Here is a 16,321-nt window from a genome sequence, read left to right on the forward strand (position 1 = left end):
TGCGCATCCCACCCAGGTGACCTGTTATTCATCACCAAATTTACTGATACATTCTGCTCATGCCCGTTTCTATTCTGTTATATGCGGATCACTTGAGTAGAATACAGTGCCATTATTCCTTCTTGGCCAAGAACCTCACAGGACACAAGCAAAGCATGAGAACGGAGAGAGATCCGTTGTTCCACAGCCAACACGACACGCCAAGAATCCTGGTGTCTTTCCCATCACATTGACGCCCCTGCTTTCTGCACTCTTTTTCAAACGACCGTTTCCTTACGTCCTACGAATGTGTATGACTGAGCGCGCCCCTGGCAAAAGGAGAGCCCGTCCATGCCCCTGATCGGCTATGCCCGCGTCTCGACCGCGGAGCAGACGCTCGAACCGCAATTGGCCGAGCTGCGCGCGGCCGGATGTGGCGTGATCCACGAGGAGCAGGCCTCGGGCGCCGACCGCTCGCGCCCTGCCCTGGCGCGTCTCCTGGCACAGGTCCGGCCCGGCGACACGCTGGTGGTGGTGCGGCTCGACCGGCTGGCGCGCTCGCTCGCGCATCTTCTGCAGGTGATCGAGGTGCTGAAGGCCAAGGGGGCGCATTTCCGCTCGCTCGGCGATCCCATCGACACCACCACGCCGCAGGGCACCTTCTCGCTGCAGGTGATGGGCGCGGTGGCGGAACTGGAGCGCGCGCTGATCCGCGAGCGGACCCGTGCCGGGCTGCGCTCGGCCCGCGCCCAGGGCCGGATCGGCGGCAATCCGGCGCTCAAGGCCGGCGACCGCGAGGCCTTGCGCAAGCTGCGCCTGGCCCGCGACGAGACCTATGTCCGCAAGCTCGAGGGCACCGCCGATGCCTGGCTGCCCTTGGTGCGCCGCCACAGGCCGGACATGGCCTGAAACGATCTGACCCGGCTTCTGAATGCCCGCACCGGGCGCGACGGCCCCGCCTGGAGCGTCGAGCGCCTGAAGCGCGCCGCCCGCCGCTATGTCCGCGACGGGCTGCTGCCCCCGACCGTTCTGGACCGCGCGCCCCGCCGCGCCCCCGACGACCGGCTGATGGCCATCGTCGCGGGCATGCGCCATGCCGATCCCGACCTGACGCTCGCGGGCATCGCCAGGCGGCTGGAAGACATGCGCGAACGCACCCCGCGTGGAAGCGCCAGGTGGTATCCCTCCTCCGTGCGGCTGCTGCTGAGGAGGGCCGAGAAACGGGGGATGATCGGGGAAGGTTGAGACAAAGGCCAGGCGATCAGGCCAGTTCGGGCACCATCGTCATGCCCGCCCTGGCCACCGCCTGCCGGTCGAACGTGAGCGTCGCCCGGCAGCCTGCATCGCGGGCAGCCAGGGCGATCAGATGGTCCGAGAACCCTGCCCCGCCTTGCCGATAGCGTTCGACAGCCAGGCCCACGCGATCGGCGCTTTCGACGACGACCTCCTGCGCCGCAAGCAGGCCGTCGATGGCGCCGGCGATGTCGGCACGAGGCAGCCGGTAGGCCCGTTCCAGCACCCAGACCAGTTCAGCCAGAACCTCTCGGCAAAGCCATGCCGGGCTTTCGGCCGTCAGGTCCGCGAAAATGGCGTTGGCTTGCGCCGTCTGCTGGGGATCGTCCTGGACAAGGAAGCGGACAAGCACGTTGGTGTCCAACGCAATCATTTCCTGCCCGCGCCCTCGGCCATGGCGCGGTCCATCTCCTCCAGGGACACCGGGTCCTGGCCCGCGCGCCGCAGCATCCCTGCCAGACGGGCGACGGGAATTGTCCGCATCAGGCGAACCTGCCCATCGTCCAGGATGACATAACGCAGCCGGTCCCCAGGCGCGAGGTCGAGTGCCTGGCGCACGGCCTTGGGAAGGGTTGTCTGCCCCTTTATCGTGATGCTGGATTCAGACATGGTTCCACCCCGGATTGGTCCGTTTCCTTACTTTTACAGAAACCGCATTGCGGGTGCAATCCGCTGACCCAGAGAACGCCTGGAAGCCGAAGGAATCTGCTTGCGGGAATCGGAAAAGACAACAATAAATTACGCAGGAAACTGAATAAGACGCCTTAAAGCGTAACCAAGCGCCAGAACAAGGAAGCGATATGGGCATTGTGCAGCCGAAGACGCGGATCGACAAGCTGGTGGGCACCCATGCCGCTGCCTTGTCCGAACGGCTGCACGCGCATCGCGAACAGCTTTTTCCCCCCGATGCCAAGCGGGAATTGCGCAAGTTCACCTCGGGCGAGGTGGCGGACCTGCTGGGTGTCAAGGACGCCTATCTGCGCAAGCTGGATCTTGAAGGCAAGGGGCCCTCGCCCGAAACACGGGCCGGGGGGCGGCGCTATTATACCCCCGCAGACATCCACGCCTTGCGCGAACTGCTTGAAAAGGGGGCGAAATCCCCTGGAACATATCTTCCGGGGCGGCGCGGCCAGGATCACCTTCAGGTCATCACGGTCATCAATTTCAAGGGCGGTTCGGGCAAGACCACCACCGCAGCCCATCTGGCCCAGAAGCTTGCCCTGGACGGGTATCGGGTGCTGGCCATCGACCTTGACCCGCAGGCAAGCCTGTCGGCGCTGCATGGGGTGCAGCCCGAACTGGACCTGACCGATGGCGGCACGATCTATGATTCCATCCGATACGATGATCCGGTGCCGCTGCGGGAGATCATCCAGAAGACCTACTTCACCAACCTGGATCTGATCCCCGGCAATCTGGACCTGATGGAGTTCGAGCATGCAACGCCCATGGCGTTGCGCGAACGCACGGGAAACTATTTCTTTACCCGCATCGGCGACGCTCTGGCCGAGGTTGAAAGCGACTATGATGTCGTCGTGATCGACTGCCCGCCCCAGTTGGGATTTCTGACCATGTCGGCGCTTTCGGCGGCAACGGCCATTCTTGTCACCGTGCATCCGCAGATGCTGGATGTCATGTCGATGTGCCAGTTCCTGCTGATGACATCGAACCTGCTGGGCGTGGTCGCCGATGCGGGCGGCGACATGGATTATGACTGGATGCGCTATGTCGTGACGCGCTATGAGCCGGGCGACGGGCCGCAGAACCAGATGGTCAGCTTCATGCGCTCGATGTTCGGCGAGCATGTCCTGAACCACACCGTCCTGAAATCCACCGCGATCTCGGATGCGGGGATCACCAAGCAGACCCTGTATGAGGTCGAGAAATCGCAATTTACCCGCGCGACCTATGAACGCGCCATCGAGAGCCTGAACGCCGTCAATGGCGAGATCGAAGGGCTGATACAGGCGGCATGGGGCCGCAAGGGGGTGTAATGGCACGCAAGGATCTGCTCAAGAACCTGATGGCGGCGCCCCCGGCCGAGGAGCAGCGCACCGCCCTGCCCCGCTCGGATCGCGGCGCCATCGGCGCGGTGTCGAAATCCATCAACGAGCTGAAAAGCCGCGCGATCATCGAGGTTCCGGCCGACATGATCGACAAGGCCGGGATCGACGACCGGCTGGACGACGACCCGGAAGGGATCGCGGCGCTGATGGCCTCGATCAGGGAATATGGCCAGCAGGTTCCCGTGCTGCTGCGCCACTCGCCCAATGTCGAGGGGCGCTATGATGTCGTCTTCGGGCGTCGCCGGGTCGCGGCGCTGCGCAGGCTGGGCCTGCCCGTCAAGGCGATGGTCCGCAGCCTGAACGACCGGGAACTGGTGGTCGCGCAGGGACAGGAAAACTCTGCCCGCAAGGATCTCAGCTTCATTGAAAAGGCGAATTTCGCCCGGCAGATGGTCGCGGCAGGCTATGACCGCAAGCTGATCTGCGATGCGCTGTCCATCGACAAGACGGTGATCTCGCGCATGTTGTCGGTGATCGACGCCCTGCCCGAAAAGCTGATCAAGGCCATCGGGGCCGCGCCCTCGGCGGGACGCGACCGCTGGCTGGCCTTGGCGAAAAAGAGCGAAGGGCGGTCGGTCGGCGAACTGGTGGCCCTTGCCAGGGGCGCCGATTCCGATGCCCGCTTTGCCGCGGTGCTGGCGGCCCTCGGCACGCCCCCTGCCCGGCCCGCGATGCAGGCTCTGCACGCGGCTGATGGCGACGCCTTGGGCAAGGCGCGGCGCGACAAGACAAGAACGGTGATCGAACTGGATCAACAGAGCCGCGAATTCGCGGACTGGCTGGTGGATCACATCGCAGAGGTTCACCGCGACTGGCTGAACAGCCGGGCGTAATCAGCAGCAAACCAGGCAAGGAGGCACAGGACGGCAAAAGAAAAGCCCCCCAGGACATGACATCCCAAAGGGCCGTTCTCTCGATCTAGCACCTCGAAGATAGCGGCTAAAGTTGACAGCTGTCAACACCGTCGGTTCCGGCGAAGGCAATTCCTTTGCCTTGTGGCATCACGAATGAGACATATCTCAACGACGCCTTTCGGGCGGCGAACGGCTGCGGCCGGCCTGCAGGCCCGCGAAGCCGGGGCGGCGGCGCCTGCTTGCCCGTCGCCGGGCGCAGACAAATGGTCGATCTTGCGGGATCTGACGGAGGGCCGGGAAACCTTCGGCCTGACGGATCGCAACCTTTCGGTCCTGTCAGCCCTGCTGTCCTTCCATCCTACGCGCGAGTTGCGCAGCGGGGCGCTGCGGGTTTTTCCGTCCAATGCAAGCCTGTCCGCCCGCCTGCACGGGATGCCGGAAAGCACGCTGCGGCGGCATCTGGCGGCCTTGGTCAATGCTGGCATGATCCTGCGCCATGACAGTCCCAACGGCAAACGCTATGCGACCCGCAACAGGCAAGGACAGATCGACAGCGTCTTCGGCTTTGACCTACATCCCCTGCTGCTGCGCGCGGCCGAGATCAGCGAGGCCGCCGAAGACGCCCGTCAGGCCCAATACCTGATCCGGCGGACCCGGCAGACCGTCATCCTTCTCATGCGGGACGCCAGCATGATGCTGGAGCTTGTCGAGGATGGCTCCGAGCCTGAAATCAGCAATTGTCGTGAGAGGCTCGGCGAACTGAAACCCCTGTTAAGGCGCAAGCTCGATCTTCACGCCCTTTCCGACCTGGAGGCTGCCCTGCGGGAACTGCTGGCCGAGATGCGTTCAAGCGAACCTGAACCCTGTGGAATGAGCGCCAATGACATTCAGAATGAGCGGCACCCTCATAATACAGACTCTGATAACCTTGAATCTGAATCTGCCAAGGAGCCAGGCACGGACCTGCCACCGCTGCCGCTCGTACTGAAGGCAGCGCCTGACATCGAAGGATATGCGCCCGATCCCGTGAAAGACTGGCGAGGCTTGACCAGCTTTGCCGCCTTTGTTCGCCCGATGATGGGCATTACCCTGGAAACCTGGCAATCCGCCCGACGCAACCTTGGTGAACGAACGGCATCTGTCGCCTTGGCTTGCATCCTGCAACGGTTTCAGCAGATCCGAAATCCCGGTGCGTATCTGCGGCGCCTGTCCCTTATGGACAACTTCAGGGTGGGGCCCATGGTCCTTTCGCTGCTGCGGAGCAGTGAGAAAACAGGGAGTGAAGTTGACAGCTGTCAACTTCATGTGGAGCAATACGTATGTGCCGGCTAGCGCATCGAACTTCTGGAACGCTGACGGCAACCATGCGTTCAGTTGAATTGTTCTCTCCGCGATGCAAGCTGTGCGTGCGATAAGGGCAATTGAAAGCCAGACGCGGCCGAACACGCTATCGGCTGTACCAGCCAGGGGGACATGATGGATCTGACCGTGAACGGGCAGGCGCGCATATTCGAGGGAGAGGCGGAGATGCCGCTGCTGTGGTATCTGCGCGACGAACTGGGTCTGACGGGAACCAAGTTCGGCTGCGGCGCGGGCTATTGCGGGGCCTGCGTCGTCCATATCGACGGCGTTGCCAGCTTTTCCTGCGTCACGCCCATGTCGGTGGCCGAAGGCGCCGAGGTGGTGACCATCGAGGGTCTTTCGCCCGATGCCAGCCACCCCGTCCAGATCGCCTGGCGCGAGTTGAACGTCGCGCAATGCGGCTATTGCCAGTCGGGGCAGATGATGCAGGCCGCCGCGCTGCTGGCCGAAACGCCGAACCCCACGGACGACGACATCGACGGGGTGATGCAGCAGAACATCTGCCGCTGCGGCACCTATCCCCGGATCCGCGCCGCGATCAAGCGCGCGGCAGGACAGGAGGCAGGCTGATGGCTGTTCTGGAAAACGTCAGCCGCCGCGCCGTCCTGCGGGGCATGGGCGCGGGCGCCCTGGTCCTGGCGGTCGGCTTGTCCGCAGGCGCGCAGGAAGAGCCGCTGAAATTCGGGGCCGACGCCATGCCGCATGGCTGGCAGGACGACCCGCGCGTCTTCGTCGCCATTGATCCCGACGGGACGGTGACGGTCACGGTTCACCGTTCGGAAATGGGGCAGGGGGTCCGCACCTCGATCGCCATGGCCGTGGCGGATGAGCTTGAGGCCGACTGGGACCGCGTGCGGGTGACCCAGGCTCCGGGGGATGAGCCGAAATACGGCAACCAGGACACCGATGGATCGCGCAGCCTGCGGCATTTCTTCGGCCCGATGCGCCGTGCGGGCGCCGCCGCCCGTCAGATGCTGCGGATGGCCGCCGCCGACGAATGGGGCATCCCGGTCGAGGAGGTCACGGCCGAGAACCACGTCCTTGCCCATGCCGCGTCGGGGCGGCAGGCCGGTTACGGTGAAATGGCGGCCCGCGCGGCCGAGGGCGAGGTTCCGGCGCGCGAAGGCCTAGCGCTGAAATCGCCGGACCAGTTCCGCTATATCGGGCGCGACGACATCGGGTTGATCGACAACCCCGCGATCACCACCGGCGGCACCGTCTATGGCATCGATGCCAAGGCCGATGGGATGCTGTTCGCCGTGATTGCCCGCCCGCCGGTCTATGGCGGGCGCGTGGCAAGCCATGATCCCGCCGCCGCGCTGAAGGTGCCGGGCGTGGAGCGGGTGGTCGTGATCGACCCGCCGCCGCAGCCGTCAGAGTTCCAGCCCCTGGGCGGCGTGGCCGTGATCGCCACCAACACCTGGGCCGCCATGCGGGGGCGCGACGCCTTGGTGATCGAGTGGGAGGACGGCCCCCACGCCGCCTATGACAGCCAGGCCTTCCGCACTGAGTTGGAACAGGCGGTGCGCAGCACCGATGGCGCGGTCGTGCGGAACCAGGGCGATGCCCTGGGCGCCCTGCCAAAGGCGCCGCGCCGGTTCGAGGCGGAATACTACATCCCCCATCTGGCGCAGGCGCCGATGGAGCCGCCCTCGGCCCTGGCGCTGATCCGTGACGGGCGCTGCGAGGTCTGGGCCTGCGTGCAGGCGCCGCAGGTCACGCGCGTGCGGGTGGCCGAGAAGCTGGGGCTTGCCCCCGAAAACGTCACGGTGAACGTGACGCTGCTGGGCGGCGGCTTCGGGCGCAAGTCCAAGCCCGACTTCGTGCTGGAGGCCGCGATCCTCAGCCGGGAAATGGACGGCAGGCCCGTCAAGGTGATGTGGACGCGCGAGGACGACCTGCATCACAGCTTCTATCACACCGTCTCGGTCGAGCATCTGCAGGCGGGGCTGGATGAGAGCGGGCGGCCAACGGCCTGGCTGCATCGGACGGCCGCGCCGACTATCGGGTCGATCTTCGCGCCCGACCCCATGCAGAAGCTGCCTTTCGAACTGAGCATGGGGCTGACCAACATGCCGCTGGACATCCCCAATGTCCGGGCCGAGAACCCGCAGGCGCAGGCCCATACCCGGATCGGCTGGTATCGGTCCGTGTCGAACATCCCCCATGCCTTTGCGATCCAGTCCTTTATCGCGGAACTGGCGCACGAGGCCGGGCGGGACCACCGCGACTATCTTCTGGAGGTGATCGGTCCCGCCCGCAGGATCGACCCGACCGAGCAGGGCGATGTCTGGAACTATGGCGAGGATCCGGCGCGCTATCCGATCGACACGGGCCGCCTGCGCAGGGTGATCGAGACCGTGACCGAGGCGGCGGGCTGGGGCCGCGAGATGCCCGCGCGCAGCGGCTTGGGCCTGGCCGCGCATTACAGCTTTGTCAGCCATGTCGCCGTCGTGGCCGAGGTCCAGGTCGGCGAAGGCGGCGATGTGCGCGTCCCCGTGGTCCATATCGCCATCGACTGCGGCCCGTGCATGAACCCCGACCGGGTCCGCTCGCAGATGGAGGGCGCGGTGGTGATGGGCACCGGGCAGGCGCTGATGTCGCAGATCACCTTTGCCGAGGGGAGGGCGCAGCAGGACAACTTCGACACCTATCTGGTGCCGCGCATGGACAGGGCCCCGCGCGAAATCCATGTCCATCTGGTCGGCGGCGACGATCCCGCCCAGCCGCTTGGCGGTGTCGGAGAGCCCGGCTTGCCCCCCGTCACCCCCGCCATTATCAACGCCATCTTCGCAGCCACGGGCCAGCGGATCCGCCAGTTGCCGGTTGGCGACCAGTTGCGCAGCTAGGAACCAGGAGAAAGCCATGATCCCCTTCCGGTCTGTCCTGACCACCAGCTTCCTGGCGTTTGCCGGGACATCCGCGGCCGCCGATTGCGCGTCGCATCTGGACCTGATGGACGAGGTGCTGGACCAGGCATCGCGCGAATCCATCGCCGCATCATCCGGCGGGCAGGCCGTCGCGGGCGCCCGAGAAGCGCGGGCCGTGACCGACACCGAAGCTCCGGGAAAGGACGCGACGGCAGAGGATGCGGCGCAGGATCCGCAACCGCCGCAGGCCCCCGGCCACGCGCCCCCTCCCGAGGCCGGGGATCGGGTGCAAAGGCTGCGGGCGGCGCTTGAGGAGGCGAGGGCTCAGGCCAGCCAGGACGATGCAGCCTGCCGCGAAACTCTGGTGTCGGCCCTGCGCGAACTGGTCTCAGGAGAAGACGAGATGAAGGCTCGCTGAAGGCGGGGCAGGGGAGGGGGAGTTGTCTCGAACCATCCAGATGGTTTGAGAGCAAACGCGGCTCATGCAACGCCCTGTGTCGCAGCCGATCACAGCGAAAGCAGCCGCTTCCTGGCCATGTCTGTCCAGAGGCGTTGGATCGTGGCCTCGATCTCATCGGCCATCGCGTCATAGCAGCCGAACGCGGCCTTCAAGTTGTCCGGGGCGGTCACGATCATCCTGTCCAGCTCCTGCTCGCCGTTTTCCAGGCAGCGCGGACCCAGCCGAGCAGACAGGCGTCGAGGTCGTCCCTGGTTGGGGTTTGGGCGCTTTCACCGGCAGAATGATCGTCGCTCAAAGCGCTGAAGGGCATGTCGGTCATCTGTTCTCGCCATGTTGTCGCCCGGTCATCGGGACGACGGTGAAATTCGGCAGGTCAGGGCGTCAATGCATCCGGCCCGTCGCTTTCCATCGGAACGGGATGGCAAGGCCGACATATGCATGATGTGCAAAAGGAACCGTTTTGTCTATGCAGATGTCTTTCTTGATCGAGCCGGGGCGGTCATCGCGGACCGGCAGAGAGAATCAACCAGCACGGCACCGATCATATCGGCGGGAAGGCAGCCTGGCTCTTTCGCCGGGCAGAGGTTCCTGAGCAGCGCGATCAAGGCCGGGTCGATGATCCCCATCATGAAAATCCTCCCGCAAGGATCTTGCGTATTGTGCGCACATATAAGGACAGCGCTTTCGTGCAGGACAAGTTGCATTGGTTAACAAAGGTCAGTCGCTGGCCGCTCGAACCTGTCCCAATGGACAAGTTGCCGCGAAGGTTAAGATCAGACAAAAGGGACTTGTCAGCCGAGCGGCACCTGTGATGTGTTTCCGAGTTATCGCCGCTCGGCTGGAAGTACCCCCCCCCGCAATTTGTCTGCCGCGCCCTTCGCCCCGATAGGCCCTTCCTGTCCCTCTGCGCCGGAAGCTCTGACGGTCGGAAAGGCGCAGGAAACCCAAGGGCGCACCCCTTGCAGCAATGGGCCGGAGGCGTTGTTGGCGCGCCCCCGGCCCGGTGTTTTCACGGCTGCCGGCCTGGCTGGTCCTGCTAAAGGACGAAGTCGCCCGCCGTCAGGGCGTAAAGTCCCGTCAGCTCGATCTCGAACTCGGCACTGGCGTCGTTGTCGGTGTTGCCCTGGATGATGGTGTTGCCACCCTGCTGGGCGTATCTCAGCTGACCGGCCCCGGTGAAGGCAAGGGCGCCGCGGAAGGTGAAGGTGTTGTTGACCACCCCGCCCGCGATGGCGTCGATGCCCGACAGGTCGATCAGCTCGCCCGCCGTGTTCAGTTCGAAGTCGCGGATCACGTCCCGCGCCGCCGCGCCAGGCCCCGTATCCGTGGGCAGGGCGAACACGAACCGATCGGCCCCGGCGGCGCCAGACAGGATGTCCCGCCCGCCGCCGCCGTTGAGGATGTCGTTGCCGGCCTCTCCGACCAGAACGTCGTTGCCCGTCAGACCGTTCAGCGTGTCGTTTCCGCCGAAGCCCAGGACCAGATCCGCGGTGTTGTTCGCGCCGCTCAGGGTCTGGCCGGCCGCCGTGCCCTGCCTGACCGTCAGGACCGAGCCGCCGAAGCTGAACTCCTCGGCCGCCGACACCGTATCGGTTCCATCGGTGCCGGACAGTGCGGTCACGACGATGCCTGTTCCGCTCAGGGCAAAGCCATAGGCCGTGACCGCTCCGCCGAACACGGCCCTGTCGGTGCCCGCGCCCCCGTCAAGGGCGTCGTTGCCTGCGCCGCCGGTCAGCGTGTCGTTGCCGGCATCGCCGATCAGCGTGTCGTTGCCGCCGCCGCCGTTGATGGCGTCGTTGCCCGCCAGACCGTTCAGGACATTGGCGCCGTTGCCGCCGGTGATGGTGTTGCTCAGGCCGTTCCCGGTCCAGTTGAAGGCGGTCGTGGGCACCGTGGTCCCGATATAGGTCAGGTTCTCGACATTGCCGGCCAGGGTATAGGTCGCCAGCGAGGTCTGCACGGTGTCGGTGCCCGACAGCAGGCCGGTGCCCTCGATCACCACGTCGCCGGCGTTATCGACGATATAGGTGTCGTTGCCGTTGCCGCCGCTCATCTCGTCGGCGCCAAGGCCGCCGTTCAGGGTGTTGGCGGTGCCGATCAGCAGGGCGGTGTGGGTCAGGATGTCGTCGCCCGCCGTGCCGGTGATGTTGCCGGTGTTGGTGACGATGCTGTCGCCCACGATGCCGGTCGGGTCCGAGAACACGGTCTCGACGAACCCGGCGCCATCCGTGAACGTCGCCTGCACCCGCAGAACCCGCCCCACATGGGCCTGCGCCGGGGTGAAGGACGCAGCCGTGGCGCCCGCGATGCTGGTCCAGGTGGCACCGTTGTCCGCCGACACCTGCCATTGCCAAGCGGCGGTCGCAGGCACCCCGTTCGGATCGACGATCCCGGTCGTGCTGACCGTGATCGTGCGCGTTTCCGTGGGCGTCGTGTCGCTGATCGTCGGGCCGCCGGTGGCGGCGACGTTTAGCAGGCTGTTGATGCCGACCTCGCCATCCGCAAAGCGCACCCTTTCGATGTTCCACAGCTTGTCCTCGCCGTCGGATGCGAAATTGGTGCCGTCCGGCACATTGGCCTGGTCGAAGCCCGTATGGGCAAGGGTGATCGAGCCGTCGGCGTTCTGCGTGGCCGAATAGTTCGCCCGCACGTCCCAATAGACCGCGACATCGGTGTCGCCCAGGCCGTCGTCCTTGACGATTTCGCGCACGATCGACAACTGGCCGGGGTTGAGCGTCCGGTCAAGCATCAGCGCGGTCAGCGCCTTGCCGCCGAACTGCGCCACCGCGCCCGCCCGGACCACGCCCTCGACCATGTCGCTGGCAAGATAGACCTTGCCGCCCATGCCTTCGGCCGAATAGGTTCCGGCGTTCGCGCCGCTCGGCACCTCGATCTTGATGCGGACGTTCAGCCACCTGTCGCCGTCGATCACGTCGTTGCCGCCGCGGCCCTGGATGGTGTCGCTGCCGCCGCCGCCCAGCAGGATGTTGCCGTCGTCAAAGGCGATCTGCTCCTCGCGGTCGCCGGCGGCGGGTGCATCGGCCCAGTCGCCCAGAAGCGCGCGCATCCCGCCGATGCGGTCCACGCCCGCCTGGGTCAGTTCGTGCCGCACCATCGTGCCTTCGGCGCCCGCCAGGTCCGGGTTGGGCTCGGCCTCTGCCCCATCGGCGGGAATGCTGCGGTCATCGCCCTTGATCAGGTCGTTCTTGTCCCAGCCCGACAGGGCTTCGACGGCGTCATAGCGGTTGCGCAGGATGTCCTGTTCGTCGGTGGTGAAGATGGGCCGCAACAGGTCGGCATCGGCGGCGACGGTGCTGCCCTTGTGGATGGCCCAGTCAAAGCCCCACATGCCTTCGTTGCGCATGACGCTTGCGCCCTGGACCATGATGTCGTCGCCGGATTCGGCGTCGAAATCCTGTTCGTTCTGGCCCGCGAACATCACGTCATGGCCGATGATGGACGAGTTGAAGAACAGTTCCGAGTTGTCGCCCGCGATGACATCGAAGCCGTTGCCGCCTTCCAGCCAGTCGTCGCCCTCGTTGCCCAGCAGGAAGTCGCCGCCTTCGCCGCCCGTGATGAAGTCGTTGCCGGTGCCGCCGAAGACCTCTTTCCCGTCGGGGCCGGTCATGATGAAGTCCTGGCCCTGGTTGCCGAACAGCAGCGCCAGCCCGGACCCGCCGTGCATGACGTCGTTGCCCTCCTCGCCGTGCAGCATGTCCACTTCGCCGATGTCGGTGCCCGAGTTGACGATGATGTCGTCACCCTTGCCGCCGTGGATCTTGTCCACGCCGTATCCGGCCTCGATCCGGTCGTTGCCGGCCATCCCCCAGACCGCGTCGTCGCCGCCGCCCGCGATGATGGTTTCCGCGCCGTTCGTGCCCTGGATCAGGAAATGGTCGTTGCTGTTGACGCGGATATAGGTTGCAACGGAGGTCAGGTAATCCGGGTCGGTGGGCTTGATCAGGTTGCCGTCGGCATCGCGGCGCTCGACCATCTGGGACAGCATCTCGAGATAGATGTCGTCATGGGTCGGATCTTGGTGGTGGAACTTCGACTGCATCGCCATGTCGGTGTAAAGCACATGGTCGGGCGTCGAGAAGATGTCGCCCGGCAGCGCATAGCCGCTGTCGCCCAGGTCCGAGTTGTTCAGGACCATCTTGGCCAGCGAGTTGTTTTCCAGCTCGTTGAGCAGGTTCAGGCCCTGGACGCGCGACAGGTAATAGAAGCGGTCGGCGTTCTGCAGGTTTTCAAGCTGCAGTTCGAAGATGAACGAGAATGTGGACCCCAGCATCCCCCCGAAGGCCATCTTCTTTTCGGCCAGGCCGCCGATCCAGAGGTCGATGTCCTCCAGCCCGCCCAGCTTGCCGCCCGCATAGGCGCCCGTCGCATTCAGGAAGTCCAGCCGGTCGGCGGGCGCGCCGTCGCCGCCGAACACCAGCTTCATGGCCGCGTCGCGCTTTGCATCCACCGTCGTTGCCGAGGTGATCGTGCCGTGCGTGCCATAGGCCGCGATGAAGTTGACGATCGAGGCCGGGTTCTTGAGGTTCAGGGCAAAGTCGGACCAGCTTTCATAGGCGTCAAGCTGGGTGTCGCCGTTCGCCACCTCCTGGAACTGGCGTCGCGCCTGGTTCAGCGTCGGCATGCCGGTGTCGCGGCCCCGCGCGATGTTCACCGCCGCAAGATCCAGCGGGATCCCGACAAGCTGGTTGCGCAGGACATGGGTCACGAACTCGTCGATCTCGTTGCCGACCTGCGCGGTCATGCCGCGCACGATGGCGCCGGTGGCCTGGTCATGGCTGATGTTCACGTCGCCGAAGGCCAGCGGGTTCAGGAAGGCCTCGAACAGGTCCATGCTGGTGTCGGTGCCGTTTGCATCGATCTGGGCGACGGTTTCGGTCAGCATCGAATGGCCGAAGCGGTACACCACATGGGCGAATTCGGCGAAGATCGCCGGGTCGATGTCCAGCGACGGGTTGAAGACGAAGGCGTCCACGTCCGGCTGCACCTTGCGGGCGAATTCCTCGAACACCAGGTGCTGGTATTCCATCTCGTTCGTGAAGCGGGCCGCCTGGAACAGCCGCTCGCCGTCCCACCGGATCTCGACGCCGGGCACGCCGGTGGTGCTGTCGCCATCCGAAAGCAGGGCGATGAACTCCGCCTTGTTGTCCGCTTCGGCCAGGGCCGCGGCCACCGCCGTCAGTTGCGCCTGCGTCAGCGGGCTGCGCATCCATTCGTTCGCGAAGGTAAGGTTGCCCGATTCCAGGGCGATCGCCTTGACCTGTTCGACCAGATGGTTGTGTTCGGAATGAAAGACGTGGTGGACGGCGGAAAGGCCGATGTTCTCGTTCCCGCGCCCGTCGCCGGTGATGTAATGCGCGTCCAGCAGTTCATCGTCATAGGCGGTGTTGCGGCCATTCGCCGTTCCGCCCGAATAGCCCACCGCATCGTCGCCGTCCGCCTGCAGGACGCCCGCGACGGCGACCGGCACCGCGTTATGGGCGATGTCGTCCAGGAAGGCATGGTCGGTGCGGATCGCGCCCACGGCGTTGTTGACGGGGTTCACGACGGTGGAGGGGTTTACCGGGTTGGCGAGGTTGCCTTCCACCAGGATGTCATCGGCCGTGCCCAGCTTGCCGTCGGCCCCGAAGCCCACCACAAGCTGCGGCAACCCGTTCGGCCCGCGGATGAATTCGCCATAGGGGTCCATCGCGAACAGCGGGATGTTGCCCACATCGGCGTCGGTCAGCTCGATGCCCAGCATCGTGCGCGCCTGTTCCTTGACATCGCCCCAGGTGGCAAGGCCGCGGTCGCCTTCCAGCAGCCTGCCGGTCGAGACGGGCTTGCCATCGACCATCTCGTATTCGCGCATGAACAGCTGCTTCGACGCGGTCGAGCCATAGGTCTGGTTCTGATCGACCCAGGGCGTCGTCGTGTTGTTCGCCCCCTCCAGGGTCCGGGTCACGGCCATGAAGTTGGTGCGGGCGCCGGGCGTGTGGTCGTAAAGCGGATCGTCCGGGCTCAGCGGGATGAAGATGGTCGCGCCCTTCTTGGCGACAAGGTCCAGCCCGTGGTCGAAGAACTGGCCGAACAGGGTGAACCAGGAATTGTAGGGGGCCGACAGCCCCTCGTCGGGCGACACGTTGGGCAGCAGGATGGTGTTGTTGTCCATCTCGATGCCGTAACCTTCGGCAAGCGCCCTGGCGTCCGCATAGGCAGTCGTCGCGTCCTCCTCCAGCGTCACCGCCGTGGCGTCGAGCGCATCGGCCTCCTGCTGGCGCGCGGCTGCCTGACCTTCAAGCGCGGTGGCGCTGTCTTCAAGCGCCGTGGCCTCCTCGCCATAGGTGGCACCCGTGCCCGGGTTGATCGTGTCTGCGCCCTGGTCATTGGCAGTGGCCCGCGCCGCATCGGCCTCGGCGCGGGCCGTTTCGGCCGCCGTCCGGGCGTTATCGGCCACGACCTGCGCGGCGTCGGCCTGTGCCCTGGCGACCGGCGCGGTCTTTAGCGGGCTATAGGCATCGGTGATCTGGGTCAGTGCGGTCTGGAGCGCAGCCCCCGAAAGCCCGGCATGCATCAGCCCGGCATAGATCGCGGCGGGGTTGCCCAGCGTCTGATCGACGATCAGGTTCGAGATGATGCGCGGATCGGCATCGACGACACTGCCGGTCTGGCCGTAATCGTTGTTGTCTCCGGGCACATAGCCCGGAAAGGGCATTGCGTCGTCGCCTTCGTCGCGCCAATAGGGAAGCGTGACGCGCGTGAACGGCTGGTCCGCCGCGCCCCACTGGTCGCGGTTTTCCGTCAGGTTATTGAAGCTGCCGTTGACCGTGCGCAGGCCATAAGGCGTAAGCGGATTGCTGATCGCCAGCGTGCCGCCGGTCGTCACGACATTGCCTTGCGCGTTCACGCGAATCTCGTTGAGCGGCGTGCCAGCGGCATGCGCTTCGGCGATCTTGATCTGCTTCAGGATGAAATCGAGATCGTGCTTGATGAGCGAAACCATTTCCCCTCTCCCTCGATAAAGGCGCGACATCGAGATCACGTCGGGATCGGGGGAACTTTTTTGCAACAAGAGTTTTATTCAGGGGATTGCAGGCCGAATAATTGAAAGGTTGAACGCGGTTTTTGTTATTCAACCTATTGGCTTGTTCATTTATAACTTTTGTTATTTCAAGGAGATTTTCATTAAATGCAATTTTGTAAAACTTTGAGAAAAAATTTCTTTCAAACAGAATGTAGATCAAGGGCTGAAAAGATCCCTGAAGAGGGAACGAAAAGCCTCAACATTAAAAACTCATTGGCTGCTTCATATTTCGTAAAAGAAGTCAAATCAATTTTGTTTTACAGCATGACTAAGCTTTGGATTGTGGCTGTATTAAGTAAATCAGCTTTCGCCTGTATGGCGGTTGCGGTGAAAGGCGTACCACGGTCAATCTAGGG

The 16,321-nt window shown here is 64.6% G+C and carries 11 protein-coding genes and 1 pseudogene; 7 read left to right on the forward strand and 5 right to left on the reverse strand.

The genetic code is table 11. The annotated features are described in order from the left end of the window. The first annotated feature begins 330 nt into the window (after positions 1-330). Positions 331-1,224, forward strand: a pseudogene (locus AAIL68_RS16115) (recombinase family protein). Between the two features lie 16 nt (positions 1,225-1,240). On the opposite strand, the gene AAIL68_RS16120 reads toward AAIL68_RS16115, so the two are convergent. Together AAIL68_RS16120 and AAIL68_RS16125 are read right to left on the reverse strand one after the other, a co-directional pair. Then, complete coding sequence (locus tag AAIL68_RS16120) at positions 1,241-1,645, reverse strand: type II toxin-antitoxin system VapC family toxin (RefSeq protein ID WP_347140751.1); 405 nt, start codon at positions 1,643-1,645, stop codon at positions 1,241-1,243. Beyond that, entirely contained in the window at positions 1,642-1,881 is a 240-nt protein-coding gene (locus AAIL68_RS16125; RefSeq protein WP_347140752.1) for a type II toxin-antitoxin system PrlF family antitoxin, read from the reverse strand. Before AAIL68_RS16125 ends, AAIL68_RS16120 begins: the two co-directional genes overlap by 4 nt. Positions 1,882-2,081: 200 nt before the next feature. Between AAIL68_RS16125 and repA the strand changes: the two genes are divergently transcribed. The 6 genes from repA (at position 2,082) to AAIL68_RS16155 (ending at position 8,842) form a co-directional block, all read left to right on the forward strand. Next, positions 2,082-3,266: a plasmid partitioning protein RepA gene (repA, locus tag AAIL68_RS16130; RefSeq protein WP_347140764.1), complete on the forward strand. Its 1,185-nt coding sequence runs from the start codon at positions 2,082-2,084 to the stop codon at positions 3,264-3,266. Next, positions 3,266-4,171, forward strand: coding sequence for a plasmid partitioning protein RepB (repB, locus tag AAIL68_RS16135; RefSeq protein WP_347140754.1), 906 nt, complete (start codon positions 3,266-3,268; stop codon positions 4,169-4,171). The genes repA and repB overlap by 1 nt, the downstream gene beginning before the upstream one ends. 174 nt (positions 4,172-4,345) lie before the next feature. Next, positions 4,346-5,524 carry a plasmid replication protein RepC gene (gene repC / locus AAIL68_RS16140; protein WP_347140755.1) on the forward strand — a complete coding sequence of 393 codons (1,179 nt, stop codon included), beginning with the start codon at positions 4,346-4,348 and terminating at the stop codon, positions 5,522-5,524. A 141-nt stretch (positions 5,525-5,665) separates the two neighbouring features. Beyond that, complete coding sequence (locus AAIL68_RS16145) at positions 5,666-6,124, forward strand: (2Fe-2S)-binding protein (protein WP_347140757.1); 459 nt, start codon at positions 5,666-5,668, stop codon at positions 6,122-6,124. Beyond that, on the forward strand, positions 6,124-8,403 hold the full coding sequence (locus tag AAIL68_RS16150; protein WP_347140758.1) for a xanthine dehydrogenase family protein molybdopterin-binding subunit: 2,280 nt from the start codon (positions 6,124-6,126) through the stop codon (positions 8,401-8,403). The genes AAIL68_RS16145 and AAIL68_RS16150 overlap by 1 nt, the downstream gene beginning before the upstream one ends. Before the next feature lie 16 nt (positions 8,404-8,419). Continuing rightward, positions 8,420-8,842, forward strand: coding sequence for a hypothetical protein (locus tag AAIL68_RS16155; protein WP_347140760.1), 423 nt, complete (start codon positions 8,420-8,422; stop codon positions 8,840-8,842). 89 nt (positions 8,843-8,931) lie between these two features. Here the strand turns inward: AAIL68_RS16155 and AAIL68_RS16160 are convergent, their stop codons facing one another. From AAIL68_RS16160 to AAIL68_RS16170, 3 genes are all read right to left on the reverse strand, one after another. After that, a complete protein-coding gene (locus AAIL68_RS16160; RefSeq protein WP_347140761.1) occupies positions 8,932-9,060 on the reverse strand; it encodes a hypothetical protein in 129 nt (42 codons plus the stop codon). Between the two features lie 288 nt (positions 9,061-9,348). After that, positions 9,349-9,513, reverse strand: a complete 165-nt coding sequence (locus AAIL68_RS16165; protein WP_347140762.1) for a hypothetical protein — start codon at positions 9,511-9,513, stop codon at positions 9,349-9,351. Positions 9,514-9,920: 407 nt separating this feature from the next. Then, entirely contained in the window at positions 9,921-15,884 is a 5,964-nt protein-coding gene (locus AAIL68_RS16170) for a peroxidase family protein (RefSeq protein ID WP_347140763.1), read from the reverse strand. Positions 15,885-16,321: the final 437 nt, after the last annotated feature.

The sequence above is a fragment of the Paracoccus sp. SSK6 genome (genome assembly GCF_039770665.1).
Classification (GTDB): Bacteria; Pseudomonadota; Alphaproteobacteria; order Rhodobacterales; family Rhodobacteraceae; genus Paracoccus.